General features: G+C 74.4%; 22 protein-coding genes. 14 read left to right on the top strand and 8 right to left on the bottom strand.

Annotated features, from left to right (window positions below; all coding sequences use genetic code 11):
- Positions 1-41: 41 nt before the first annotated feature.
- The 3 genes from AB0761_RS28720 (at position 42) to thiE (ending at position 2,403) form a co-directional block, all read left to right on the top strand.
- Positions 42-1,253, top strand: coding sequence for an NAD(P)/FAD-dependent oxidoreductase (locus tag AB0761_RS28720; protein WP_377272040.1), 1,212 nt, complete (start codon positions 42-44; stop codon positions 1,251-1,253).
- A 132-nt stretch (positions 1,254-1,385) separates the two neighbouring features.
- On the top strand, positions 1,386-1,751 hold the full coding sequence (locus AB0761_RS28725; RefSeq protein WP_377272041.1) for an Rv2175c family DNA-binding protein: 366 nt from the start codon (positions 1,386-1,388) through the stop codon (positions 1,749-1,751).
- A 4-nt stretch (positions 1,752-1,755) separates the two neighbouring features.
- Complete coding sequence (gene thiE, locus AB0761_RS28730; RefSeq protein ID WP_377272042.1) at positions 1,756-2,403, top strand: thiamine phosphate synthase; 648 nt, start codon at positions 1,756-1,758, stop codon at positions 2,401-2,403.
- 68 nt (positions 2,404-2,471) lie between these two features.
- On the opposite strand, the gene AB0761_RS28735 is transcribed toward thiE, so the two are convergent.
- The gene (locus tag AB0761_RS28735) at positions 2,472-3,575 is read right to left on the bottom strand and encodes a polyprenyl synthetase family protein (protein WP_377272043.1); all 1,104 of its coding nucleotides are present in this window, start codon (positions 3,573-3,575) and stop codon (positions 2,472-2,474) included.
- 140 nt (positions 3,576-3,715) lie between these two features.
- Between AB0761_RS28735 and metF the strand changes: the two genes are divergently transcribed.
- Both metF and AB0761_RS28745 read left to right on the top strand, forming a co-directional pair.
- Positions 3,716-4,633, top strand: coding sequence for a methylenetetrahydrofolate reductase [NAD(P)H] (metF, locus tag AB0761_RS28740; protein ID WP_377272045.1), 918 nt, complete (start codon positions 3,716-3,718; stop codon positions 4,631-4,633).
- 131 nt (positions 4,634-4,764) lie between these two features.
- Complete coding sequence (locus AB0761_RS28745) at positions 4,765-5,604, top strand: hypothetical protein (RefSeq protein ID WP_377272046.1); 840 nt, start codon at positions 4,765-4,767, stop codon at positions 5,602-5,604.
- 134 nt (positions 5,605-5,738) lie between these two features.
- Here the strand turns inward: AB0761_RS28745 and AB0761_RS28750 are convergent, their stop codons facing one another.
- The 6 genes from AB0761_RS28750 to AB0761_RS28775 all read right to left on the bottom strand — a co-directional run bounded on the left by AB0761_RS28750 (position 5,739) and on the right by AB0761_RS28775 (position 13,104).
- Positions 5,739-7,247 (bottom strand): phytoene desaturase family protein, encoded by a 1,509-nt coding sequence (locus tag AB0761_RS28750; protein WP_377272047.1) that lies wholly within the window; start codon positions 7,245-7,247, stop codon positions 5,739-5,741.
- A gap of 23 nt (positions 7,248-7,270) precedes the next feature.
- Positions 7,271-7,882: a DUF4126 domain-containing protein gene (locus tag AB0761_RS28755; protein WP_377272048.1), complete on the bottom strand. Its 612-nt coding sequence runs from the start codon at positions 7,880-7,882 to the stop codon at positions 7,271-7,273.
- Between the two features lie 472 nt (positions 7,883-8,354).
- Positions 8,355-8,948 carry a TetR/AcrR family transcriptional regulator gene (locus AB0761_RS28760; protein WP_377272049.1) on the bottom strand — a complete coding sequence of 198 codons (594 nt, stop codon included), beginning with the start codon at positions 8,946-8,948 and terminating at the stop codon, positions 8,355-8,357.
- A 41-nt stretch (positions 8,949-8,989) separates the two neighbouring features.
- Positions 8,990-11,263 (bottom strand): YhgE/Pip family protein, encoded by a 2,274-nt coding sequence (locus AB0761_RS28765; RefSeq protein WP_377272050.1) that lies wholly within the window; start codon positions 11,261-11,263, stop codon positions 8,990-8,992.
- Positions 11,250-12,062 carry an ATP-binding cassette domain-containing protein gene (locus AB0761_RS28770; protein ID WP_377272051.1) on the bottom strand — a complete coding sequence of 271 codons (813 nt, stop codon included), beginning with the start codon at positions 12,060-12,062 and terminating at the stop codon, positions 11,250-11,252. Before AB0761_RS28770 ends, AB0761_RS28765 begins: the two co-directional genes overlap by 14 nt.
- Before the next feature lie 352 nt (positions 12,063-12,414).
- A complete protein-coding gene (locus tag AB0761_RS28775) occupies positions 12,415-13,104 on the bottom strand; it encodes a TetR/AcrR family transcriptional regulator (protein ID WP_377272052.1) in 690 nt (229 codons plus the stop codon).
- 165 nt (positions 13,105-13,269) lie between these two features.
- Between AB0761_RS28775 and AB0761_RS28780 the strand changes: the two genes are divergently transcribed.
- Positions 13,270-14,697 (top strand): serine hydrolase domain-containing protein, encoded by a 1,428-nt coding sequence (locus tag AB0761_RS28780; RefSeq protein ID WP_377272053.1) that lies wholly within the window; start codon positions 13,270-13,272, stop codon positions 14,695-14,697.
- Positions 14,698-14,758: 61 nt separating this feature from the next.
- On the opposite strand, the gene AB0761_RS28785 is transcribed toward AB0761_RS28780, so the two are convergent.
- Positions 14,759-16,678 (bottom strand): N-acetylmuramoyl-L-alanine amidase, encoded by a 1,920-nt coding sequence (locus AB0761_RS28785; RefSeq protein WP_377272054.1) that lies wholly within the window; start codon positions 16,676-16,678, stop codon positions 14,759-14,761.
- A gap of 890 nt (positions 16,679-17,568) precedes the next feature.
- Here AB0761_RS28785 and AB0761_RS28790 point away from each other — a divergent pair.
- From AB0761_RS28790 to AB0761_RS28825, 8 genes are all read left to right on the top strand, one after another.
- A complete protein-coding gene (locus AB0761_RS28790; protein ID WP_377272055.1) occupies positions 17,569-17,916 on the top strand; it encodes a DUF6504 family protein in 348 nt (115 codons plus the stop codon).
- Positions 17,917-18,013: 97 nt separating this feature from the next.
- Positions 18,014-18,625, top strand: a complete 612-nt coding sequence (locus AB0761_RS28795) for an SAV_6107 family HEPN domain-containing protein (protein WP_377274374.1) — start codon at positions 18,014-18,016, stop codon at positions 18,623-18,625.
- 33 nt (positions 18,626-18,658) lie between these two features.
- A complete protein-coding gene (gene dnaE / locus AB0761_RS28800; protein WP_377272056.1) occupies positions 18,659-21,175 on the top strand; it encodes a DNA polymerase III subunit alpha in 2,517 nt (838 codons plus the stop codon).
- Positions 21,176-21,182: 7 nt separating this feature from the next.
- Positions 21,183-21,653 (top strand): hypothetical protein, encoded by a 471-nt coding sequence (locus tag AB0761_RS28805; RefSeq protein WP_377272057.1) that lies wholly within the window; start codon positions 21,183-21,185, stop codon positions 21,651-21,653.
- A gap of 25 nt (positions 21,654-21,678) precedes the next feature.
- A complete protein-coding gene (locus tag AB0761_RS28810) occupies positions 21,679-22,440 on the top strand; it encodes an OB-fold nucleic acid binding domain-containing protein (RefSeq protein ID WP_377272058.1) in 762 nt (253 codons plus the stop codon).
- 55 nt (positions 22,441-22,495) lie between these two features.
- Positions 22,496-23,266: a methyltransferase domain-containing protein gene (locus AB0761_RS28815; RefSeq protein WP_377272059.1), complete on the top strand. Its 771-nt coding sequence runs from the start codon at positions 22,496-22,498 to the stop codon at positions 23,264-23,266.
- Positions 23,267-23,443: 177 nt separating this feature from the next.
- Positions 23,444-24,724, top strand: a complete 1,281-nt coding sequence (gene dinB, locus AB0761_RS28820; protein WP_377272060.1) for a DNA polymerase IV — start codon at positions 23,444-23,446, stop codon at positions 24,722-24,724.
- 221 nt (positions 24,725-24,945) lie between these two features.
- Entirely contained in the window at positions 24,946-25,329 is a 384-nt protein-coding gene (locus tag AB0761_RS28825; protein ID WP_377272061.1) for a DUF3040 domain-containing protein, read from the top strand.
- Positions 25,330-25,353: the final 24 nt, after the last annotated feature.

Raw genomic sequence — 25,353 nt, forward strand, 5'->3', positions numbered from 1 at the left:
CATCTGCCGGACCGCGGGCACTGAGCCGTTAGATTGAGCCGGTGGCAGATCTGAGCAGCGACGACAGGATCGTGATCGTGGGCGCCGGGGTCGGCGGCGCGCAGACCGCCGCCGCCCTGCGGGAGCACGGCTGGACGGGCAGGCTGACCCTGCTCGGCGACGAGCCGCACCCGCCGTACGACCGGCCGCCGCTCTCCAAGGACGTCCTGGCCGGCAAGGCCGACAGCACGGTCTTCGACCTCGACTGGGCGGCACTCGACGTGGAGCTGCTCACCGGCCGGCGCGCCCTGCGGCTGGAGGGCGCCGAGCGGATCGTGGTCACCGACGGCGGACCAGTGCACTACGACCACCTGGTCGCCGCGACCGGAGCCTCCGCCGTGCCGCTGCCCGGTGCGCTCGGCGTCCCGGGGGTGCATCTGCTGCGCACCGTGGACGACGCGCTGGCACTGCGGGCCGCACTGCGGCCCGGCGCCCGGGTGGTGATCGTCGGCGCCGGCTGGATCGGCGCGGAGACCGCCACCGCCGCCGCCGCGCTCGGCTGCGGGGTCACCGTGGTGGAGGCCGGCCCCGAGCCCCTCCCCGGTGCCCTCCCCGCCGAGCTCGGGCGGCTCACCCGTGACTGGTACGCGGCCGCGGGGGTGGAGCTGCGTACCGGCTCACCGGTCGCCGAGGTCGAGGCCGCCGCCGTCCACCTGGCCGACGGCACCCTGCTGGAGGCGGACGCGGTGGTCGTGGGTGTCGGGGCGCGGCCCGCCACCGGGTGGCTCGGCGACTCCGGAGTGACCCTGGACGACCACGGCGCGGTGCTCGCCGACGCCAGGCTGCGCACCACCCTGTCCGGCGTCCATGCGCTCGGCGACTGCGCCTCCTTCCCTTCCGGACGCTTCGGCACCCGGCTCACCGTCCAGCACTGGGACAACGCCCTGCACGGCGCCCGCACCGTCGCCGCGGACCTGCTCGGCGGGGACGGGGCACCGTACGACCCGGTGCCGTACTTCTGGTCCGAGCAGTTCGGCCGCATGGTCCAGTACGCGGGCCACCACCCGGCCGCCGACCGGCTGCTGTGGCGCGGCGCACCCGAGGACGCCGGCTGGACGGTGCTGTGGCTGCGCGGCGACGTCCCGGTCGCCCTGCTGGCCGTGGACCGCCCGCGCGACCTCGCCCAGGGCCGCAGGCTGATCGAACGCGCCACCCCCCTCGACCCCGCCGCGGCGGCCGACCCCGGCACACCTCTGAAGTCCGCGGTGCGCTGATCCGGGACGGGCGGGAACACCGCCGGGTGTCGCCCCGGGCAGCCCGGCCGCAGGGCCGTACGGGGCGGCCCGCGACACCGGAACGGCCGCCGGAGTTACCCATCCGGGCCCGGCTGATGGCAGTCTGGACGCGTGAGCGAGATCGATCCCAAGATTGAAGCCCTTGTCCCGACCTGGATGTACCTGCCCGACATCTCCGAGCTGTGGGGTGTGGAGGTCACCCGGGTCCGTCAGATGGTCAAGGAGGGCGACCTGATCGCGGTTCGCCGCGGAGAGAACAACGCCCTCCAGGTCCCCGCCGCCTTCATCAGCGAAGACAAGCCGGTCAAGGGCCTGATCGGGACCCTGACCGTGCTCAGGGACAGCGGGTTCAGCGATGAGGAGGCCCTGGAGTGGCTCTTCACCGAGGACCCCACCCTGCCCGGCACCCCCGTCCAGGCGCTGCGGGAGAACCGCGGAACCGAGGTCAAGCGCCGCGCCCAGGCGATGGCGGTCTGACGCGGTGACGGACCCCATCCGGGCGCGGCTCGCCGACGCCCGTCTCTACCTGTGCACCGACGCCCGACGGACGCAGGGCGACCTCCCCGAGTTCCTGGACGCCGTGCTGGCGGGCGGCGTGGACATCGTCCAGCTGCGCGACAAGGCGCTGGAGGCGGCGGAGGAGCTGGAGATCCTCCAGGTCTTCGCCGACGCCTGCCGCCGCCACGGCAGGATGCTCTCGGTGAACGACCGCGCGGACATCGCGCACGCCGCCTGCCCAGACGTCCTCCACCTCGGCCAGGGCGACCTGCCGGTGCGGTATGCCCGGGCCGTCGTCGGCGACGGCATGGTCGTCGGACGGTCCACCCACGCCGAGGCGGAGGTGGACGCGGCCATCGCGGAACCCGGCGTGGACTACTTCTGCACCGGTCCGGTGTGGCCCACCCCCACCAAGCCGGGCCGCCACGCCCCGGGCCTCGGCCTGGTGGAGTACGCGGCCAAGCTGCAGCCTGCCCGGCCCTGGTTCGCGATCGGCGGCATCGACGCCGGCAATCTCGACCAGGTGCTGGAGGCGGGCGCCCGGCGGGTCGTGGTGGTCCGGGCGATCACCGCGGCGGACGACCCGGGTGCCGCGGCCGCCGAGCTGGCCCGCCGGGTGCGCGAGTTCTGACGCAGACTGCGTCGGGCGCTGACACCGGGTGCGTCGGGCGCTGACACCGGAAGCCGTGCGGCGGTACCTCAGTACCGCCGCACGGTGGCGGCCGAGGCCAGGGCCCGCAGCGCATCGCGGGCCGGGCCGTCGGCCAGCGGCACTGCCTCCAGGGCCGCGAGTGCCTCTGCCAGCAAGGCCTCGATCCGCTGCTCCACCCGCTCCGGAGCGCCGCTGGCGGCGATGATCCCGCGCCGCTCCACCTCGGCGGGCTCCAGATCGGGTGCACCCAGCCGCTCGTCCAGCAGCCGCGCATCGGCGCGGGAGCAGGACTCCATGGTCAGCGCCACCAGCAGGGTCCGCTTGCCCTCCCGCAGGTCGTCACCGGCCGGTTTGCCGGTCACCGCGGGGTCGCCGAAGACGCCCAGCTGGTCGTCGCGCAGCTGGAACGCCTCGCCCAGCGGCAGGCCGAAGGCCCCGTAGGCATCCGCCAGCGCCGGTCCCGCACCCGCGAGCACCGCGCCCACCTGCAGCGGACGCTCCACGGAGTACTTGGCCGACTTGTAGCGGACCACGTCCATCGCCCGCGCCGCGGCCCCCTCGCCGAGGGAGTCGCCCGCCACCGGCTCCAGGACGTCCAGGTACTGCCCGGCCATCACCTCGGTGCGCATCAGGTCGAAGAGCGGCTTGGCGGCCAGCACCGCCGCCGGGTCCAGGCCGCACCGCAGGAAGAGCTCGTCGCACCAGCAGAGCAGCATGTCGCCCAGCAGCACCGCGGCCGACGCCCCGTACTGGCCGCGGTCGCCGCGCCAGCCGCCGGCCCGGTGCAGCATCTCGAAGCGGCGGTGCACCGAGGGCACCCCGCGGCGGGTGTCGCTGCGGTCCATCAGGTCGTCGTGTATCAGCGCACTGGCCTGCAGCAGCTCCAGGGCGGCGGCCGCGGCCACGATCCCATCGGTGCCGGCCCCGCCGCCCGCGCCCCGCCAGCCCCAGTAGCAGAAGGCGGGCCGCAGCCGCTTGCCGCCGTCCAGCAGGAAGTCGCGCAGTGCGGTGGACGCCTCTGACAGCTGCGGGGAGATGCTGGCCAGCAGGACCTCCTGCCCGGCCAGGAACTCCGTCAGCGCCCGGTTGACGCGCAGCCGCAGCCCCTCCCGGTCCACGGGGTTGGCGGTGTCGACGGCGGGCAGGGTCACGGTGCAGCTCCGGTGCGAATGGGTGGAACGCCAGCCTAACCGGACACGACGGCGGGCCGTGCAGGCGGCCTTCCGCTGCGATGTCTCACGAGGTGGACGCGATCTGCACCGGGTGTCCGGATCGCGGATAACCTGCACGTATGGCACTGGGCATCCCCTCCACCAGAACGGACCGCGCGGCCACCGTCCGCGAACTGCTGGCGGCGGGGCACCGCTCCTTCTCCTTCGAGTTCATGCCGCCCCGCTCCGAGCAGGCCGAGCGCAGGCTCTGGGACGCCATCCGGCGGCTGGAGCCGCTCGCTCCCAACTTCGTCTGCATGACCTACGGAGCCGGCGGCAAGTCCCGAGACCGCACCGTCGACATGGTCGGCCGGATCGCCGCCGAGACCACCCTCACCCCGGTCGCCCACCTCACCGCGGTCGGCCACTCGGTCGCCGAGCTGCGCAACATCATCGGCCACTACGCCGACGAGGGCGTCCGCAATGTGCTCGCGGTGCGCGGCGACCCGCCCGGCGACCCCATGGGCGAGTGGGTGCGGCACCCGGAGGGGGTCGACTACGCCGCCGAGCTGGTGGAGCTGATCAAGGGGATCGGCGACTTCTGCGTGGGCGTCGCGGCGTTCCCCGAGATGCACCCCAGGTCGGAGACGTGGGAGGCGGACATCCGGCACTTTGTGGCCAAGGTGCGGGCCGGGGCGGACTATGCCATCACCCAGATGTTCTTCCATGTGGAGGACTATCTGCGGCTGCGCGACCGGGTCGCCGCGGCCGGCTGCGATGTGCCGATCATCCCGGAGATCATGCCGGTCACCAACGTCAAGCAGATCGACTTCTTCGCCAAGCTCAGCAACGCGGACTTCCCGCCGGCACTCGCCGAGCGGGTGCGGGCGGTCGCCGACGACCCGGCGGCGGTCCGTGAGGTCGGTGTGGAGTACGCCACCGGGATGGCGGAGCGCCTGCTGGCCGAGGACGCGCCAGGGCTGCACTTCATCACGCTCAACCACTCCACCGCGACGCTGGAGATCTACCAGAACCTGGGCCTGCACGAGCGGGTCTGACAACTCCGGCCGTAACGACTCCGGTCGGCTGCGGCCATCCGGGTGCGGCGGCGCGGTACGCTCGCCCGACACACGCGCGGGGCGCGGATTGGCCGGGCCGTGCGGTGCCGGGCCGGCGACTGGAGGTTTGGGTGGGCGTCGGGTACATGCTGCTGTACGCCGCATTCGTGGTCGTGGCGCTCTGGCTGGTCGCCGAACTGCTGCTGCAGAACAAGGCGCCGCTGGTCTGGCGGGCCCTGGCGCTGGCCGGGTTCCTCGGCGTGGTCGCCGGGATGCAGCTGGGTTCGGTCGCGATCATCGGGCTGGGAGCGGCCGCCTTCGCGGTCGGCCAGACCTTTGTCACCCTCTCGGTGAAGCGCGGCTATGACGCCGGCTGGTCGCTCAGGCGCCCCGACGGCTCCCTCCCCGGCCCGCTGGAGCGCATCCCGCTGCTGGCCGGCGCGGGCGGCGAGAGCGAGCTGGACGAGGCGTATGTCGAGCCCGTCGGCGAGGTCGGCCCGGTCGAGGGCTATGAGGAGACCTACCCGGACGAGCCGGCCGAGGAGCCGCACCTGGCGATGGCCGCCGACCCGCAGCAGGTCTACGAGATGCAGCCGCTGCACGAGGACGACTCCGACGGCTACGGGGTCTACACCGGCGCCACCGCGACCCAGCAGGGCTACTACGACGCCGCCGCCTACGGGGGCTACCAGCAGCAGGACCCCTATGCGGCGGCCTACCAGGGCGGCTACGACCAGACCCAGTACACCGCCGCCGCGTATCAGGGCTACTACGACGCCGCCGCCTACCAGCAGCAGCAGGACCCCTATGCGGCGGCCTACCAGGGCGGCTACGACCAGACCCAGTACACCCAGGGCTGGGACCCGGCCCAGCAGCAGACCGGCTACACCGACTGGTCCCAGCAGCAGCCCCAGGCCTACGGCGACTACACCGCCCAGCAGCACCCGGACACCTGGCAGCCCTCCGCCTGAGCGTGCGGCAGGTCACCCCTCACTCACGCCGGTGCGCCGCACCGGCGACCCCGCCGGGCCTCGTGCGCCGTGGGGCGCCCGCCCGGGCGGTGCGGCCGTCGTGCAGTGGTTAGCAGTGGTTAAGGGAATGCCGATCAGGGAGTGCCGATCAGGGCGGCCGTGACGGCGGCCGACATCCCGGCGCGGGGCAGCCCGCCACCCGGATGGGCAGAGCCCCCGGCGAGATGGAGGCCCGGCAGCGGTGAACGGTTGGCGGCGGCCAGCCAGGCGCCTCCGGCGCCGGCCAGCGCGGGCCCGGGGACGGAGCCGCCGGGGGCGCAGGTCTCCCGCTCGGTGTCGGCCGGCGTACGCACCTGCCGCCACAGCAGCCGCTCGCGCAGCCCGGGGACGGCCGCTTCGGCCTGGGCGACGGCCCGGTCGGCATGGGCGTCGGCGAGACCGGGGGCGTCCCAGTCGACGGCTCCGTGGCGGGGCACGGTCACCGTCAGGGTGACGGTCTCATGGCCGTCGTCCGGCCGCAGTGAGGGGTCGTCCGGTCGCAGCACCTGCACCGTGGGCCGCTCGCAGAGCCGGCTGCCGCTTCCGCCGGGAGGGAAGAGCGCGGACAGCTCGTCCCCGGGGGCGGCCGCATGGACCACCGTACGGTGGGCGGTGCCCTCCGGACGGGCGCCGCGCAGCGCCAGCAGTACCGTGAGCCGCCCGGGCCGCGCCGGCGGCAGGGGAGGCCATTCGTCCTCCCCGTCCCACTCGACCAGGCGCTGCCCGTGGAGTGCCCGTACGTCGGCCGTGGAGACCACCAGGTCGGCCTCGATCCGGCTGCCGTCGGAGAGTTCCACCCCGGCCGCGCGGCCGTCCTTCACCACCACCTCGGAGACCGCGGCGTGGAAGAGGAACTCCACCCGCCGCTGCTCGCAGCGCGCATACACGGCATCGGCCAGCGCCCGCATCCCGCCGGTGACGTACCAGACGCCGAAGGTCTGCTCCATGTACGGCACCACGGTGAGGCTCGCCGGGGCGGTGCGCGGGTCGAAGCCGAAGCGGAGCGCGTACTCGGACAGCAGCGCGGTGGGCCCCGGCTGCCCGGCCAGTTCGCGGCGGGCGACCTCGGCCAGGGTCTGCGGGCCGCGGCCGGCCAGCCGGGCCAGGCCGCGGCGCGGTGCGACCGGGTAGGGGTCGCTGTGCAGGGGGGCGGTGCCGTCGGTGAGGGGTTCCTCCAGCAGGGGGCGGCGGGTGGCCTCCCAGACCTGCCGGGCCCGGTCCATCACGGCGCCCCACCGCTCGCCGGCGCCGGGGCCGAAGGCGCCGTCCAGGGCGCGCACCACCCCGGCCCGGGAGGCGTTGGGCAGGGCCAGTTCGCTGCCGTCCGGCAGCAGATGGCGGCTCTCGGGGTCGACCGGGACCAGTTCGACCAGGTCCTCCAGCCGCTCCTTGCCGGTCTTCAGGGCCAGATCGCGGTAGACGGCCGGCAGGGTGAGCAGGGTCGGCCCGGTGTCGAAGACGAAGCCGTCCCGGTGGTACCGGCCCAGCATGCCGCCGTGCGTCCCGGAGGCCTCGCACACCAGCACCCGGTGTCCCACCGTGGCCAGCCGCGCTGCCACCGCCAGCCCACTGATGCCCGCACCGACGACCACGATCCTTGCCATGGTCGGGATCCTAACGGCGCCGCTCAGAGGGCGGCGGGGTGGGCGGTGCCGGCCCGCTGGGCGCGGCGCTCGCGGCGGCGCCGTACGAAGCGGCGGATCCGGGAGACGGCGAAGAGGACCAGCAGCAGACCCAGCAGCATCAGCACACCGGCGATCGAGGCGGCGGCCACCGGGTGGAAGACCGCCAGGGTGACGACCCCGGCGACGGTGAGGTCCTCCAGCAGGCTGACGACGATATTGCTGAAGGGCTCCGGGGAGGTGTTGACCGCCATCCGCAGGGATGCCTTGGTGAGATGGCTGACCAGGGCGCTGCCGCCGCCCACCGCTCCGGCCGCGATGGCGCCCAGCGAACCATGGGCGTGCCCGGCGAGCAGGGCGCCGACGGTGGCCCCGGCCACCGGGCGGATCACGGTGTGGACGGCGTCCCAGGCGGTGTCCACCAGCGGGATCTTGTCGGCCACCGCCTCGCAGAGGAAGAGCAGCCCGGCGGCGACCAGCACATCGGTGCGCTCCAGGGCGGGCGGCACCGAGTCGGCGCCGCCGAAGCGGCCGAAGAGCCCGAGCAGCAGCACCACCGCATAGGCGTTGACCCCGCTCGCCCATCCGCTGGTGAAGATCATCGGGATGACCGACACATCCGCCTCCTGCTCCCCGTCGTGGCATCGCCTGCCCGTGCCGCCTGCACAGCGTAGGCGAGCAGGAGACGCACCCGGGCTGCGGCGCGGTTCCGCGGCAGGGACGGATCGGGAGATCTGAGTACCGGTACTCAGATGTACTCGGCCGTCGCTTTGAGTACCCGAGCGGATATCCGACGGCCGTCGCGGACGGGAGAGTTGTCGCACCGGGACGGCGGGGCCCAAGGGCACCGGCACCCGGAGCGTGACGGACGCCGCCGGGCGGGAGGGAGGCCACGGGGGACGCCGGGGCTCCACGGGGGCCCGGCCGGTGGCGGCGTCACGCAGGAGCCGACCACGGGTTCCGCACCGCCGGCACGGGGCGGCGGAGCGGACCCTGCGGCGGCGACGCACCCGTACGGGGGCGGTACCGGGTGGCCGGCGGCGGGAGGGTGGCCCGCGCCGGCCGCGCGGTGCCGCCCCTGCACGCTGCTCAGGGACGGATGCGCCCGCGCAGCAGCCGGACCAGGGCGGTGTGCACATCGGCGATGTCCCGCTCCGGCTGGAACGCCAGCCAGTCCAGGGCGACCACCAGCACCATGCCGAAGAGCGCCGAGGCGGTCAGCCGGGTGTCCAGGTCCTCGGCCAGCTCGCCCTGGCGTACGGCGTCGTCCAGCACCCCGGCGACCACCGAGACCGCCTCGTCCCGCAGCAGCCGCAGGGTGTCGTGCCAGGCCCGGTTGGTACGCCAGGTCTCCGCGACGAAGAGCTGGGCGAAGGACGGGTAGGCGGCGATGAACTCCAGCCCCGCCCGGATCATCGCGTCCAGGCCCTCCAGCGGCGGCCGGTCGGCGGCGGCGGTCCGCAGCGAGTCGGTGAGCAGGCCCACGCCGTGCCGCAGCAGCCCCTCGAACAGCTCCGTCTTGCTGGTGAAGTTGTAGTAGACGGTGCCCTTGGCGACCCCGGCCCGTTCGGCGATCTCCTCCACCGTGGTGGCGGAGAAGCCCTGCTCGGCGATGAGGGTCACCGCGGCCTCGTAGAGTTTCTGCCGGGTGGCACTGCGGCGGGTGCTGGTACTGCTGCTCATGGCCGTATTGTCGCGGGTCGCGCCCGGGATCGCCGCAGTGGTCACAGGGCCAGCTCCGGGTGGAGCCGGGAGAGCGACCAGACCTGCCGCCGGCGGGCGGTCAGGGTGGTGAGGGCGAGGGCCGCGGCCAGGAAGCCGGCCAGCACCGCGCAGCCCGTCCACACCGGTCCCAGGTCGCCGCCGCTGATCAGCCGGCGCAGGCCCTGCACCACATAGCTCATCGGCAGCAGGGGGTGCAGGGCGCCGAAGAACCGCGGGCTGGTCTCCACCGGGTAGGTGCCCCCGGCCGAGGTGAGCTGGAGCATCAGCAGGGCGAGGGCCAGCAGCCGCCCCGCCGGGCCGAAGCGGGCGTTCAGCCACTGCATGACCGCGGTGAAGCAGGCCACGGCGAGCAGTGCATAGCCCACCACCCCGGCGCCGCGCACCAGTTGCAGACCCACCCCCCAGTGCAGCACCGCCAGCAGCGCTCCGGCCTGGAGCACCCCGATCCCGGCGGCGGGCAGCCAGCCGGAGACCGCGACCCGCCAGGAGGGGGCGTTGGCGGAGAGCGCGCGGGGGCTGAGCGGGCGCAGCAGCATATAGGCGACCATGGCGCCCACCCACAGGGCGAGCGGGATGAAGTAGGGGGCGAAGCCGGTGCCGTAGTTGGGGACCTTGTTGAGTTCGTCCCTGGCCAGCTGGACGGGGTCGCTCATGGCGGCGGCGCGGACGTCGCGCTGCGCCCGGTCGTAGTCGGGGATCCGCCCGGCGCCGTCGTGCAGGCCGCTCGCCAGGGTGCCGGAGCCGTCCGTGAGGGTGCCGAGGCCGCTGTCCAGCCGCTGGGCGCCGTCGGCCAGGGTGCCCAGGCCGCTGTCCAGGCGCTGGGCGCCCGTGGAGAGCTGGAAGAGTCCGCCGCTGAGCGACCTGGCGCCGTCTGCGAGGTCGCCCAGCCCGGAGTCGAGGGTCCGGGCTCCGGTGAGGGCCTGGCCGGTGCCCTGGCGCAGTGCGGCGGTTCCGGTGGCGAGCCGGTGCACGCCCGTGTTGAGCCGGTTCACGTCGGCCACGGCCTGGTCGAAGTCCTGGGCCAGGCCGGGCCTGGAGAGCTGCCGGGCGAGCCGTTCGACCCGGGTGGCGTCGGCGGCCAGCTGGTCGAGGCGCGGGGTCATGTGCTGTACGGCGCCGTCCAGTTGCTCGGCGGCCGCGACCACCTGGTGGGCGGCCCGGTCGGCCTGGTCGAGGGCGGCGCAGTCGACGGCGTTCCCGGGGGTGGCGTCCCCGGGGGTGGCTGGGGATCCGCCGGGGCACTGGGTGGCGCGGACGGAGTCCAGCCGGGCCGCGGCGGACCGGGCGTCGGCAAGTGCCTTGGCGGTGGCGGCTGGGAGCTTTCCCAGGTTGGCGGAGATCTCCTGGGCGGCGTCGGCGATCAGCCGGGCCGAGGTGCTGATCTCCGCGGGGTAGTGGTGCAGCAGCGGCGAGACGTCCTTGGCCAGCGGGTTGACCGCGTCGGCGAGGCGCTGGGTGCCGGCGGCGGCCTCCTTGCTGCCGTCGGCGAGCTGGCCCGCGCCTCGGTCCAGCCCGAGGAGGCCGCCGGCCAGGGCGCTGCTGCCCTGCTTGGCCCTGGCCAGCCCGGCGGCGAGCCGGTCGGCGCCGCTGCGGGCGTCCTTGCTGCCGTCGGCGAGCTGTCCGGCGCCCTGGTGGGCCTGGTCGGTGCCGTCGGCGAGCTGTCCGGCGCCCCGGTGGGCCTGGTCGGCGCCGCTGTGCACCCGGTCGGCGCCCTCGGCGGCCTTGACCGTGCGGTCGTGCAGATCGGAGAAGCCGATGAAGATCCGGTCGTAGAAGCCGTCGGACGCCTTGGCGGAGGCGGCGGCGCGGACCTCGGTGAAGACGGAGCGGGAGATCTGGCCGACGATGTAGTTGTTGGCGTCGTTGGTGCGCACCTGGAGGGCGGCGCGCTCCGGGTGGTCGCTGTCGCTGGAACCGATGTTGCGGCTGAAGTCCTGGGGAACGGTCAGGGAGAGGTAGTACTTCCCCGAGGCGACACCTGCCGCGGCCTGCTGGGCGGAGGTCTCCTGCCAGTCGAATATCTGACGCTTCCTCAGTTCATCGGCCAGCTGCTGCCCGGCGTCGATCCGGGCCCCCTGGACGGTGGTGGCGCGGTCCTGGACGACCAGCGCCACGGGCAGCTTGTCCAGCCGCCCGTAGGGGTCCCAGAAGGACCAGAGGTAGAGGGCGCCGTAGAGCAGCGGAAGCAGCATCAGGGCGACCAGGGCGGCGCGGGGGAGCCGGCCGCGGGCGAACCTGCGCAGCTCCAGACGGGCCAGGCTAAGCGCGTGCATCGGTGGCATCCCCCTCGGTTGTCGCGGCTGCGGCGGCTGTAGGGGCTGTCCCGGTCGCCCCGGTCGCCCCGGTCGCCCCGGTCGTCCCGGCTGTTCCGGTGTCCGGCTGCCGCCCGGTGCCGTCGGGCAGCCGCAGCGTCACCTCGGCAAGGCCGCCGGCTGCGGCGGCGTCGGTGGTGGCGGCCAGTACGGTGACGCCGCTTCGGGCGACCGCGTGGAGCATCCGCCAGGCGGCCTCGCGGTCGGCGGCGTGCAGTCGGTCGTCGATGTCGTCCACACACAGCAGCCGGGGGCGGCCGGTCAGCGCCAGCCCGGTGGCGAGCCGCAGCAGCCCGAGTGCGTCCAGTTCCCTTACGGGGGTCCGCAGGCCGCGTGGCAGGCCCTCGGCGGTGAAGCCGGTTGTGGCCAGGGCCTGCGCCGCCCCCTGGTCGCCCCGGCGGAGCAGCAGCGAGCGCACCGGGGCGTGCAGCAGCCGGCGCTCCCGGATGTGCTCGCCCACGGTGAGCGCCGGGTCCAGCTGGTTGACGCCGGGCACCGGGCCGAGTGCCGCGATGCGGCGTACCTTCGCCGACTGCCGGGGCAGGTGCAGTCCGGCCACGGTGGCGCTGCCGGCGGTGGGGCGCATCCGTCCGGCGAGGGTGAGCAGCAGGGCGGTGCGGCCGGAGCCTGTGGGGCCCTCGACAGCGACCAGGGCGCCCGGCCCGGCTGTGAGGTCCACCTCCCGGTAGACCCAGCCCCGGGGGCCGCGCAGGGAGAGGGACCGGGCCGTCACTGCGGCGCCACCCTCGGGGTCGGTCATGTCATCCCCTGTTTTTGAACTGACTGGTCAGTTCAAATACTAGCCGGTAGCTCCGGGGCTCATGCCGTCCGGGAGTGTGGGATGGCTTACGTTGCCCAGTGGCGCAGCGGGAAGGGCGAGTTCGGGTCGTCGCCCGGGCGGGGCCGGCGGGGTGGTCCCACGGCCCGGAACGGGGCGGTTCTGCCCGGGGGAGGGTGATGGCCGGTGCTTCCACGGGCCGGTTCCGACGTGATTCCGGCCTCTCCGCCGGACCGGTCGGGAGCGGGGCCGCGGCCTGGGCGGGCAGGTGGGAGCGGCGGCCGGGTGTGCAGCCCGCCGTTGTGCGCCCCGGTGTCCGAGCCGGGCCGGGTCGTTACGACCCGGCGGTGCGGGGGGCGGCGAGCCGGGCCTCCAGGCCGTCCAGGATGGCCTGGAGGCCGAACTGGAAGCTGTTGTCGGGGGCCGCCCCGTAGTCCGCCCCGGCTGTCCCGAGACGGGCCCGCAGCCGTGGGAACCGCGAGGCGATCTCGCGGGCCTTCGCCATGCTCTCGCGCATCGACTCCTCGGCGTCACCGCCGCCGCGGCCGAGCCTCCTGGTGAGCGCGTCCGTCGCGGCCGTCCCGAGGGCGTTGCCGAGCACAAAGGTGAAGACGGTGGCCGCTGCCTGGTCGGCCTGCGCGCCGGTGAACCCGGCCGCCTCGTAGATGGCGAGGCTGTGGTCGTCGTGGCGGGCCTTGCCGGGGCCGAACAGCGGCAGGGAGCCGAAGGCCTGCACCAGCCAGGGGTGGCGGACGAGCATCGCATGCAGGTCGGTGGTCAGCCGGGTGGCGGCCGTCCGCCAGTCGAGGGTGTCGAGGTCGGGCAGCGCGAGCTCGTTCCACACCCGGTCGGCGGCGAGGGTGATGAGGTTGTCCTTGCTGCCCACGTGCCAGTAGACCGCGGTGGCCGCGGAGTTCAGCTGCTTGCCCAGCGCGCGCATGTTGAGGCCTTCCAGTCCCTCGGCGTCCAGCAGTCCGACGGCGGCGTCGACGATCTGTTCGCTGGTCAGCGTGGTGCGCGGCATGTGCTCAGGATAGAGGGGCGGGCAGCGGCTTGAACATTGTTCGAGAAAGTTCTTGCACACTGTTCAAGTCGGCCCTAACGTTCCACTTGAACGCAGTGCAAGTCGCTGCGGAAGGCGCGGCCGGTTCCATGGGGCGCGCAGGGGACAGGGGATGAGGGGAACGCCATGTCACAGGACACGCTGTCCGAGTTCGTCGCCGCGACCGCCGCGGAGTTCGGCATTCCCGGCGCGGCCGTCGGGCTCTGGGTGGACGGCCGGGAGGTCTTCGCATGCCACGGCGTGACGAGCGTCGACCACCCGCTGCCCGTCGACCAGGACACCCTCTATGTGCTGGGCTCGGTCACCAAGACCTGCACCGCGACCGCGCTGATGCGCCTGGTCGCGGAGGGGCGGGTCGAGCTGGACGCACCGGTGCGCCGCTACGTCCCCGAGTTCGCGCTCCCGGACGAGCAGGCCGCGGCGCAGATCACCGTGCTGAACCTGCTCAACCACACCGCGGGGCTGGACTGGCGGATGATCCTCGACACGGGTGAGGGCGACGACGCCCTGGCCGGCTATGTGGCGGGAATGGCCGGACTGGAGCAGATCGCACCGGTCGGAGCCCGCGCCTCCTACAGCCAGGTGGGGTACAACCTGGCCGGGCGGATCCTGGAGAAGGTCACCGGGCTGCCCTACGAGCAGGCTGTCGCCACGCTCCTGCTGAAGCCGCTGGGGATGTCGAACAGCGTCTTCGCGCCCGCCGAAGCGATGACCCGCCGGTTCGCCGTCGGGCACAACCTCGACGAGGACGGGACGCCGGTCACCGTACGGCAGTGGAAGGACACCCGCGCCAACAACCCCGGCGGCGGCATCGTGTCCTCGGTGGCGGACCAGCTGCGCTGGGCCCGGTTCCACCTCGGTGACGGACGCGCGGAGGGCGGCGACCGGGTGCTGCCCGCCGAGGTGCTGCACCGGATGACGGAGCCGACGGTCGCGCTGCAGGCCAGCACCCTCGGCGACGCCATCGGCATCGGCTGGTTCCTGCGCGACGTGGACGGTGTCCGCACCGTCGGCCACGGCGGGTCGGCGAACGGTCAGTTCGCCGAGCTCCTCATCGTGCCCGAGCGCAACTTCGCCGTCGTCGTGATGTCCAACGCGGGCCCGGGGGGTGTCCCCTTCAACCAGACCGTCGTCCGCTGGGCGCTCCGGACCTTCCTGGGGGTGGTCGACCGGGACCCGGAGCCGCTCCCCTACGACGAGGCGCGGGCCCGTGAGGTGGTCGGCGGCTACGAGAACGACGCCATGACCTTCACCATCGGCACGGACGGGGCAGGGCTGACGCTCGAAGTCCTGATCAAGCCGGAGATCCGGGCGGCCGCGGACACCGAACTGCCGTCGGACTACCCTCCGTTCGCCATCGGCCTGCTGCCGGGCGACGCGGACGAGTACATCGTCACCGACGGCGCCCTCCAGGGGCAGCGCGGCTTCTTCACCCGCGACGCGGACGGCGCGGTCGTGGGGGCCGACCTCGCCGGCCGGCTGTTAGCCGGGCCGCCTCCGCCGCCGGGTGAGGTCCGGTACGGCGCCGCCCCCGCCGCCCGTGGGAACGGGTGACGGGGGCGGCGCCGGTCCGATGACCGGTCAGTCCCGCTGTCCCAGTGGGTCGCCGGCTGTCTCAGTGGGTCGCCGGGGCGTCGAGTGCGGTGACGTCGGAGGCGTACACCCGGGCCAGGCGGTGGTTGTACTGGATGGTGTACATCTGCTTGCCGCCGGTCACCACCGTGTCGCTGGACGAGAAGAAGTCATCGGTGGCGAACGCCGGCCCGGCAGCCACATAGGCCTGGCCGGCGGGCACGGTGTACCAGCTCAGCGGAGCCTGCGTCGACGGGGAGAGACCCGCCGGGTACTCGGCCCGGTCCGGGTAGGTCGAGCCCCAGACGGAGACCGGGGCGGCACCCGCGGCCGAGACCACCTTCACTCCCGTGGCCGGGGCGGTGTACTGGCCGCCGGGGTTGTAGAACCACACCTTGGCGCCGCTGAACCAGATCGCCGTCCAGTCACCGCAGCGGTCGGCGACCACGAACTGCTGGCCGTCGACGACGGTGCCGCCCCAGTCGTTGATCCGGTCCGTCCCCACGCCGTCGGAGTGGATCGCCGGGTCGCCGAAGAGCGGGGCGTCCGCGCTCGGGGCGGTCCGCACATACAGGAAGTTGGACGGCTGCTGCCGCTCGGTGCAGACGGTGGTCGCGCCCGTGGGGTCGTCCGACGGGCACACCTGGACCGTCTGGAGGTTCTGCTGGTAGCCGGGCGTGATGGTCACGACCGAGCCGACCGGGCCGACCCCGCGCCTGCCCACCGTGGTCGGGCCGGTGAGCAGCCGCATGAAGTAGCCCCAGTTCCACTGCGGTCCCGGGTCCCAGTGCATCCCCGAGACCAGGGCGGACGACGGGCCCACGACATTGTCGTGGCCGATGATGTGCTGGCGGTCCAGGGGGATGCCGAAGCGGGCCGAGAGGTACTTCACCAGGTCGGCCATGTTCTGGTACACGGTCGGCGAGTACCAGGCGTCGCCCTGCGCGGCGAAGCCCTCCTGCTCGATGCCGATGGAGTGCATGTTGTCGGAGTAGTTGCCCGCGTGGAAGGAGAGGTCCTTGGTGGGCACCATCTGGGTGACCGCGCCGTCGGACGCGCGTATCACATAGTGCGCCGAGCCTCCCCCCGGCTGCTGGAAGGAGGTGACGGCGGAGTCGTACGAGGACTCCGTGTCATGGATGACGATGGAGTCGATCCGCATGCCGTCGGCCGGCCGGTTGGCCACCTGGCCGTTGGACGCGGAGGCCGGGACGAAGGTGCAGACCAGGGTGGACGGGCACTCGGTCGGCGCGGTGGCGGCCGATGCCGCCAGATCGAGCGGGGCCAGCTCGGAGGTGGCGGGGCGCACGGCCGGGTCGGCGCCCAGCCGGACCTGCTGGCCGTCGTCGGTGGTCCGCTGCACGCCCGCCCTGATCGCGGCGAACACCCGGTCGGCGAACGACGCCGCGGCCTTCCGCTCGGACGACTGGCTGTAGCGGGCGACCGCCCCGTACCACCGGTTCGCGTCCGCAGGCGTGCCGCCCTGGAGCTTCCGCTCGTACGAGGCGAGCAGCGCAGCGCCGCCGCGGATGTTCGCCCCGGTGTCCTTGCGCAGTTCGTCGGCGGAGAGCCCGGTCAGCTCTGCGGCGGCCTGCAGGGTGTGCAGTGCGGGGTCCCGGACCAGTGAGGCGAGGTCGCCCCGCCCCGCGGCGCCGGTCCCGCCCCCGGCCGCCATGGCCGGCGTGGCGTCGGTGAGGTGCATCGGCCCGTACCCGGCGCCGGTGCTGGGCCTGCCGGAGTGCCCGTCCCACAGGGACTCCTGGTAGGAGACGCCGAGCAGCACCTCCAGCGGGACCCGGTACTCCGCGGCGGCCGCGGCGAACTCCTGCTGCCGGGTGGCCGGCGCACTGCCGCCGGGTCCGCCCGCATAGGCGGCGGGCGGCAGGAGCGCGATGCAGCCTGCCGTGGCCGCGCCGATCGCGATGACAGCGGGCAGTCGGCGTCGTGACGTTCGCTTGTGCAAGTGAAGTACCTCTTCGTCGATGTCGGGCCCGGACGGGCGCCGAGGTGATCGAGGACGCCGGGGCCGCCGCTGCCCGTGCGGCCGGCCGGCGGAGCGGCAGCCGGCCATGGGCGGCCCCGGCGGTCTGTGCGGCCGGGCTGCCCTGGCGGCTGCGCTGCGGGCCCGGTCGTCCTCGGTGACGACCGGCTCCCGTGATGTTCAGACGTTCATGATCTGTGGTCAGTTGCAGCTGACGGCAGATGAGTTGATCACTGTCGGCTGCTGAGTGGGGGGCGGGGTCGGTGCCGGTCGGTGGGGGAGCCCCCATCGCCGCTTGGGCGTCGCCGCGAGCCCTGGCCTGCGGCGCTCCCGGGCCCCCGCTCCCCCGCTCCCCGGCGCCCCGGCTCCCCCGCTCCCCGGCGCCCCGGCTCCCCGGCGCCCCGGCGCCGCGTCGGCGCGGCCGCCCGGCCGGGCCTGCTGCACCGTGGCTCGGCGGGCGCCCGGCGTGGGCCCGCGGCGGCCCCCTGCGCGGTGGCTCGGCGGCGTCCGGCTCCCGTGAGGTCGCGGGCCTGCCGGCCGGGTGGGCGGGCCGGTGGCGGTCCACGGGGCCAGGGCGTTGTCAGTGGTGCCGTTCACCATGGGGTTGTGCGGGCCGTAAGGGCTCGTGCGGGCAGGCCGAGGGAGGGGAATGGCGTTGACGCGGAGTCCGCGCAGGGGGTTACCCTGAGAGTGTTCGAACGAAGGTTCGAACAGGGGGTGGCGGGGTAGTCCTCCGACGAGGACAGCCGGCCCGGTCACCGGTCGCGGGGAGGTACGGGGGAGACCTGGCGACCGGGTACGGCACCGTCCGCCCCGAGCGGAGTCGCGTCGGCAGCCCGAACCGTCGGCACGAGGAACAGCTAGGAGGCACGATGACCAGGCGCCATGCAGACCCGGTCGAGGTCCGGGGCACCGGCGACAGGCCCACGCACTTCCTCTGGCGCGACCGGATCTACGCGGTACGGGAGGTGCTCGGCCACTGGAAGGAGAGCGGGCCGTGGTGGGAGGAGGCCCGGCGGGCCGGCGCTCCCGGCGGTGCGGGCCGCAGCCTGCCCGTGGCCGAGGCCCCGCCCATGACCGCACTCGGCCGCTGCATCCGTACCGAGCGTGAGGTCTGGCGGGTCGAGGCCAGCCCGGGCCGGACGTTCGCCGCGGGCGTGTACGACCTCAGCCTCGACCCGGAGGCCGGCCGCTGGACGCTCACCAGGACCGCGGACTGAGGGGGTGGTGCAGATGACGGTCACCGGCGGCGACGCCCGCATCATCCGGCTGGACGGCGGCACCCCTGAGGGGATCTTCCCCGCACAGCAGAGAGCGCTGCCCCAGCAGCCCGCCCGCCCGCTCGGCGGCTACGGCACCCCGCACCGCAGGCCCTCCGACGTCCATCCCGTGCTGCGCCGGGCCGCCGCCCCGCCCGCGGCCCTGGACCTGCTCGCCCAGGCCCAGCGCACCCTGGAGGGCGCCCGCGGCCTGGAGGACCCCCTGGAGCGCTACGCCGCCGCCCATCTGGCGGCGCTGCGCACCTCGGCCGCCGTACTGGCCGTGCGGGGCCGCCCGGAGAAGAACCCCCGCCGCCGCAAGGCCATCCGCAGTGCCTGGGAGGTGCTGCCCGAGGTCGCCCCGGAACTCGCCGAGTGGGCGGTGTACTTCGCCGCGGGCGCCCGCAAGCGAGCCGCCGCCGAGGCCGGCATCCAGGGCGCCGCCAGTCTGCGGGACGCCGACGACCTGATCCGCAACACCGCGCTCTTCCTGCGGATCGTGCAGCGGCTGCTCTCGCTGCGGCCCGCAGCCTCCGCTCCCGCGCTCCCGCTGGAGGACTTCGAGGACGACCCCGGCGACCCCGGCGACCCCGGCGACCTCGACGACCTCGACGACCTCGACGACGGGGAGGGGGGTGACCCGGCGCCCCCGATGCCCCGCACCGGCTGATCCCGATCCGTACCCCCTCCCTGAGGAGTCCCCTTGAGCACCGACGACTCCTTCGCCCGGAATCCGAGCCGCGGCTCCGCCGCGGGCAGCCCCTTCGTCCATCTGCATGTGGCATCCGGCCACTCACTGCAGTACGGGACCTCCGCACCCGAGGTGCTGGTCGAGCGGGCCGCGGAGCTGGGCATGCCGCTGCTGGCCCTCACCGACCGCGACGGGCTCTACGGCGCCGTGCGCTTCGCCCGGGCCTGCGCCGGGGCCGGGATCCGCCCCGTCCTCGGCGCCGACCTCGCCGTACGCCCGGACGGCCCGCAGGCCCCGCCTGCCACCACCCCCGCCCGCGGCGGCCGGGCGGTGGACGCCGGGCTGCCCCGGGTCACCGTGCTGGCCCGCGGCGGCCGGGCCGGCTGGGGCGCCCTGTGCCGGCTGGTCAGCGCCGCCCACGGTGCCGACCTGGCGTCCGCGGCGGCCCCCGCCGCCGAGCTGCTGGCCGGCCGCCGACGGCCCGCCGTCACCCCGGAGCTGATCACCCGTCAACTGGAGGACGCCGACGCCCTGGAGGGCGATCTGCTGGTCCTCCTCGGCCCGTCCTCCGACGTCGGCCGGGCGATCACCGCCGGCCGCCCCGACCTGGCCCGCGCACTGCTGCGCCGCTGGCGGGAGCGGGCCTGCGGCGCCGACCTCGCCGTGGAGGTGGTCCACCAGCTCGCCCCGCCGGGCCACCCCCACTCGCTGCCCGTCGCAGCCAGGATGCTGGGCCTCGCCGCCGAGGCCGGCCTGCCCGCCGTCCTCACCAACGCGGTCCGCCACGCCCGCCCCGAGGACGCCCCCGTCGCCGACATCCTGGACGCCGCCCGCCGGCTGGTCCCGCTGGACCGCCGCCACCGCGACCGGGCCAACGCCGAGGGGCATCTGAAGTCCGCCGCCGAGATGGCCCTGGTCGCCGAGGAGGTCGTCCGCGCCGCGGGACAGAGCCCCACCGGGACCCGCAGGCTGCTGGCGGCCACCGCCGACCTCGCCGCGGGGCTGGCCCTCGACCCCTATGTCCACCTGGGCTTCGGCTCGGTGCGGATGCCCGAGCCGGCCGTCCTGGGGATAGCCCCGGAGCGGGCCACCGCCGAGCTGCGCGCCCGCTGCGAGGCCGGGCTGGTCCACCGCTACGGCCCGGCCGCGGGCGGCCCGGACGCCCGCGCCCGCCTCGACGACGAGCTCGCACTGATCCGCCGCCTGGGCTACGAGGCGTACTTCCTCACCGTCGCCGAGGTGGTCGACATGGTGCGCGGCATGGGCATCCGCTGCGCCGCCCGCGGCTCCGGCGCCGGCAGCCTGGTCAACCATCTGCTGGGTGTCTCCGGGGTCGACCCCATGCGGTACGGCCTGCTGATGGAGCGGTTCCTCTCCGAGCGCCGCACCGCGCTGCCCGACATCGACCTGGATGTGGAGTCCGCCCGCCGCACCGAGGTCTACCAGCGGCTGCTGGACCGCTTCGGAGCCGAGCGCACCCTCTGCGTCTCCATGCAGGAGACCTACCGCGCCCGGCACGCCGTCCGCGACGTCGGCGCGGCCCTGGGCCTGCCGCCGGAGGAGATCGCCGCCGCCGCCAAGGCCTTTCCGCACATCCGCGCCCGCGATGTCCGCGCCGCCCTGCGGGACCTGCCGGAGCTGCGCTCCTCCCGGCTGGACGAAGGGGTCTTCGCGGTCCTCTTCGACCTGGTGGAGAAGTTGGACGGGCTGCCCCGCCACATCGCCCTGCACCCCAGCGGGATCCTCCTCTCCGACCAGCGGCTGCGCGACCTCACCCCGGCCGAGATCAGCGCCCAGGGCTTCCCGATGAGCCAGTTCGACAAGGACGACGTGGAGGAGATCGGCCTGCTCAAACTGGACGTCCTCGGTGTGCGGATGCAGTCCGCCATGGCGTATGCGCTCACCGAGATCGCCCGCACCGAGCAGACCGAGGTCGACCTGGACGCCGTCCCCCACGACGACCCGGCCACCTTCGAGCTGATCCGCTCCACCCGCACCCTGGGCTGCTTCCAGATCGAGTCCCCCGGACAGCGGGAGCTGATCGGCAAGTTCGGCCCGGAGACCTTCGAGGACCTGATCATCGACATCTCGCTCTTCCGGCCCGGCCCGGTCAAGAGCGACATGGTCACCCCCTTCCTCAACGCCCGCCAGGGCTGGACCAAGGCCGAGTACCCGCACCCCGACCTGGAACCGGTGCTCGCCGAGACCGAGGGCGTGGTGGTCTTCCACGAGCAGGTCATCAAGACCATCGCGGTGCTCACCGGCTGCTCCGCCGCCCGCGCCGACGAGGCGCGCAGAGCCCTGGGCAGCCCCGGCGGGCAGACCGCCGTCGGCGACTGGTTCACCACCGAGGCCGACCGCCGCGGCTATCCGCGCGCCGTGGTGGAGCGGGCCTGGGAGGTGCTGCGGGCCTTTGCCTCCTTCGGCTTCTGCAAGGCGCACGCCGCCGCCTTCGCGCTGCCCACCTACCAGTCCGCCTGGCTGAACCCACCACCCGGCCGCCTTCCTGGCCGGTGTCCTCACCCATGACCCGGGGATGTACCCCAAGCGGCTGATCCTGGACGACGCCCGGCAGTTCGGCATCCCCGTCCTGGGCCCCGACGTCAACGCCTCCCACGCCGACCACCGGGTCGAGCGCACCGGGGAGGGCCTCCTGGGCATCCGCATCGGGCTGGCCGACGTCAAGGGCATCAGCGACACCGAGACCGCCCGTATCACCGAGGCACGGGCGGACGCCCCCTACACCTCACTCGCCGACTTCCGCCTCCGGGCCCGGCCCTCCCAGCCGGTCCTGGAGGGGCTGGTCCGGATCGGCGCCCTGGACTCGCTGCACGGCATCGGTCCCGGAGACACCCCCGGCACCGAGGGCCTGGTCCGCCGCGACCTGCTGCTCGACGCCATGGAGCCCGACCGCCCGCGCATCCGGTCCGGGCGCCGCGCCCCCGGCCCCGGCCAACTCGCCCTCGAGGGCGCCCCCCAGGGCTGGAGACCCCCGCGGCACCCCTGAGCCGGGCGGCCCACCCGCCGGTGCGTTGACGGCGCAGCAGACCGCAACAGCAGCCGCGCACCCGCACCGGGGACCGGCCGCACGGCTCGCCGTACCCCCGGGCGGCGACCGGGGCGGGCCCGGGGCCCATCCGCAGACCTCGCGGGCCTCGGGGACGCGGCCGTCCAGGAGCGGGCTGCCGCAGATCGGCGACGCCGAGCGGATCCGGGCCGAGATCGAGGTCCTCGGCCTGGACTGGAGCAGCCACATCATCGCCCTCCACGAGCCGCTGCTCGCCGAACTCGGCGTCACCCGCGCCTGCGATCTGCTGCGCACCCGCAACCGCGCCGAGATCCTGGTCGCCGGGGTGAAGGTCGCCACCCAGACCCCGCCCGTACGTACCGGCACCCGGGTCGTCTTCGCCACCCTCGACGATGCGACCGGACCGATCGACCTGGCCTTCTTCGAGCGCGCCCAGCAGTCGTACGCAGCCACCGTCTTCCACTCCTGGCTGCTGCTGGCCCGCGGTACCGTCCGCCGCACCGGCCCGCGCGGGGTCTCCCTCACCGCGAGCGCCGCCTGGGATCTCGCCGCCCTCCAGCAGTTGCGGGAGCAGCGCGGCATCGACGCCGTACGGGAGCTGCTCGCCACCCCGCCGCAGCCCGCCGCCACGCCCGCCGGACACCGCGTGCTGGTCCACCCCAGCGGCTTCCGCCAGTCCCCGTACGCGGATCTGCGGCCCGCGGGGCAGCCCGCCAAGGACGCCCCCCGCAAGCTCTGGCACTCCAGCCCGGGGAGTCCGGGATGAGTCAGCGCGCCAGGGTTCTGCCGGACGTTCTAAGGTGGTCCCGTCCTGCCCCGCCATGCCGAGGAGTCCCCCCGTGTACCCGACGCGTCCCCGCAGCTCCCTGCGTACCGCTGTGGTCTGGGAGGTGCTGCGGGAGGCCCTCGACCGCAGGGCCGAGGAGGCGGACCGCCCGGTGCTCGACGTGCTGGACACCGGCGGCGGCACCGGCAACTTCGCGGTGCCCGTGGCCCGCCTCGGCCACCGCGTCACCGTGGTCGACCCCAGCCCCGACGCCCTGTTCGCCCTGGAGCGCCGCGCCGCCGAAGCCGGGGTCACCGATCTGGTCCGCGCGGTGCAGGGCGACACCCAGACCCTGGCCGACCTGGTGGAGCCCGGCAGCACCGACGCGGTGCTCTGCCACGGTGTGCTGGAGGTCGTGGACGACCCCGCCGAGGCCCTCGGCAGCATCACCGCGGCGCTGCGCAAGAGCGGCGTGGTCAGCCTGCTCGCGGCCAACCGGCACGGCGCCGTGCTGGCACGGGCGCTGGCCGGCCACTTCGTCGAGGCCCGCCATGCGCTGGAGGGCGAGTCGGGCCGCTGGGGCGCCGGCGACCCCATGCCGCGCCGCTTCACCGTCGACGAGCTCACCGGTCTCGCCGGCGCCGCCGGTCTGCATGTGGCCTCCGTCCACGGCATCCGGGTCTTCGCCGACCTGGTCCCCGGGGTGCTGGTCGACTCCGAGCCCGGTGCGCTGGAGGCGCTGCTCAAGCTGGAGGAGGCCGCTGCCCAGCAGCCCGCCTTCCACGCCGCGGCCACCCAGCTGCATCTGCTGGCCGAACTCAAGTAGGGCCTGTCCGCGCGGAGCTGAGCAGTCGTCGCACAGGCGGCCCGGCGATGCCCGGGGTGCCGGGCCGGTCACGGGTGCCCCCCGCAGGCCGGTCCCGGGCGGCCCGGCCGGTTCCCCGCGGCCCCGGCCGGGCGGGGCACCGCCGTATGCGCACCCCCGCGGACGGGGGTGCGGCTGATGAGCGCCGCCGTGCTGCTGGTCGACCTGGACGCCTTCTACGCCTCGGTCGAGCTGCGCCGCCACCCCGAACTGCACGGCCGCCCCGTGGTGGTGGGCTCCGCCGGGCCACGCGGTGTGGTGATGTCCGCGACCTATGACGCCCGCGCCTGCGGTGTGCACGCGGGCCAGCCGGTGGGCCGGGCCCGCAGGCTCTGCCCGCAGGCCGTCTTCCTGCCACCGGACCACGACGAGTACGCCCTCGCCTCCACCGGGGTGATGGAGCTGCTGCACTCCCTGGCCCGCAAGGTGGAGCCGGTCTCGCTGGACGAGGCCTACCTCGATCTGGCCGGAGTGCCGGGGGACCCGCTCGGCCTGGCCCGGCACATCAGGGCCGCCGTCGCGGCCGAGCAGTCGCTCACCGCGTCCGTCGGCATCGGCCCCAGCAAGCTGGTGGCGAAGCTGGCCGCCACCGCCGCCAAGCCGAACGGGCTGCGGGCGGTGGCCCCGGCGGAGGTGGCGGACTTTCTGCGGCCGATGCCGGCCGCGGGGCTGCCGGGGGTGGGCGAGCGCACCGCCGAGTTGCTGGGCCGCTTCGGGCTGCACACCGTCGCGGACCTCGCCGACACGCCGAGGGCCACCCTGCGGCGGATGCTGGGGGCCGCAGCCGGCGATCAACTGCACCGTCTCGCCCAGGGTGTGGACGAGCGGCCGGTGGTCCCGTACCGGGCGGAGCGGAGCCTGGGCGCCGAGCACACCTATCCCGCCGACACCGATGACCCCGAGGTGGTGGAGCGCACCCTGCTGGCCCTGTCCGGGGCCACCGCCGCCCGGTTGCGCGCCGCCAGGCTGGCAGCCCGTACCGTCACCCTCAAGATCCGCTTCCACGACTTCACCACAATCACCCGCTCCCGCACCCTGCCCGAGCCCGTGGACCTGGCCCGTGATCTCCATGCAGCCGCCGCCGCGCTGCACCGAGGGCTGCATCTGCAGCGGGCCCGGATCCGGCTGGTCGGGGTGCGTGCCGAGGGGCTGGTGTCCGCGGCGGGCCGCGCCGTGCAGCCCGCGCTGGGCGAGCGGGAACACGGCTGGCGGGAGGTGGAGCGCACCGTGGACGCGGTGAGCCGCCGGTTCGGAGACGGCGCCGTCCGTCCCGCCAGCCTCATCGATCACCGGCCCACCGGCCGCCCCGGGCACCCCGGGAGTGCCTCGTCCGTTGGGGGGAGGACGGCACGCACCTCGGGGGAGTGGTCCATCGCACCTTCGGTTGACCCCTCCACAACAGGCCGGCGGACCGTATGATCTGGGTAAAGCAACGAAGCATGACAGCCAGGTGCATGGGGCATATGGACCACATCAGGGCCCGGATGGCATGGCGGAGTCGCAACCGTCCGGAACCGCGCTGTGGCTGTCTGCAATGGGGTGGGTTCCACGGGAGTGACTCCCTGCCTATCCTGAAGGGACTCGCCATCCCGCCAGGGGTGGCGGCGGTCGCCCCCGCGACCGACGAGTAGGAGGACTCCGTGCCGCTCTCGGAGCACGAGCAGCGACTGCTCGAGCAGATGGAGCGAGCGCTGTACGCCGAAGATCCCAAGTTCGCGACAGCGCTTGAGGGAACCGGGCTGCGCACCTACACCCGCAGGCGTGTCTACCTCGCCGCCGCAGGGTTCGTGGTGGGCATCGGCCTCCTGATGGGGGGCATGGTCGCCCAGATCGTGCCAGTGAGTGTGGTCGGCTTCCTGGTCATGCTGGGCTGTGCCGTCCTCGCCGTCACCGGATGGAAGCGTGCGCCGCGCGGCGCCTCGGCGGGCGGCCCCAGGTCCGCTCCCGTTCAGCGCCGCGCCGGAATGATGGACCGTATCGAGCAGCGCTGGCAGCGGCGCAGGGACGAGCAGCAGGGCCCCTGACCGCGGCGGCACCGACGACAGGCG

Origin of the sequence: Peterkaempfera podocarpi, assembly GCF_042466665.1 — a bacterium.
GTDB classification, from domain to species: Bacteria; Actinomycetota; Actinomycetes; order Streptomycetales; family Streptomycetaceae; genus Peterkaempfera; species Peterkaempfera podocarpi.

Excerpts from the sequence above, each read along its gene's own strand:
- metF (WP_377272045.1), top strand. The coding sequence starts at position 3,716 with ATGGCACTGGGCATCCCCTCCACCAGAACGGACCGCGCGGCCACCGTC.
- AB0761_RS28750 (WP_377272047.1), bottom strand. The coding sequence starts at position 7,247 with ATGGCAAGGATCGTGGTCGTCGGTGCGGGCATCAGTGGGCTGGCGGTG.
- AB0761_RS28760 (WP_377272049.1), bottom strand. The coding sequence starts at position 8,948 with ATGAGCAGCAGTACCAGCACCCGCCGCAGTGCCACCCGGCAGAAACTC.
- AB0761_RS28765 (WP_377272050.1), bottom strand. The coding sequence starts at position 11,263 with ATGCACGCGCTTAGCCTGGCCCGTCTGGAGCTGCGCAGGTTCGCCCGC.
- AB0761_RS28770 (WP_377272051.1), bottom strand. The coding sequence starts at position 12,062 with ATGACCGACCCCGAGGGTGGCGCCGCAGTGACGGCCCGGTCCCTCTCC.
- AB0761_RS28775 (WP_377272052.1), bottom strand. The coding sequence starts at position 13,104 with ATGCCGCGCACCACGCTGACCAGCGAACAGATCGTCGACGCCGCCGTC.
- AB0761_RS28780 (WP_377272053.1), top strand. The coding sequence starts at position 13,270 with ATGTCACAGGACACGCTGTCCGAGTTCGTCGCCGCGACCGCCGCGGAG.
- AB0761_RS28790 (WP_377272055.1), top strand. The coding sequence starts at position 17,569 with ATGACCAGGCGCCATGCAGACCCGGTCGAGGTCCGGGGCACCGGCGAC.
- AB0761_RS28805 (WP_377272057.1), top strand. The coding sequence starts at position 21,183 with ATGTACCCCAAGCGGCTGATCCTGGACGACGCCCGGCAGTTCGGCATC.
- AB0761_RS28815 (WP_377272059.1), top strand. The coding sequence starts at position 22,496 with ATGCCGAGGAGTCCCCCCGTGTACCCGACGCGTCCCCGCAGCTCCCTG.
- dinB (WP_377272060.1), top strand. The coding sequence starts at position 23,444 with ATGAGCGCCGCCGTGCTGCTGGTCGACCTGGACGCCTTCTACGCCTCG.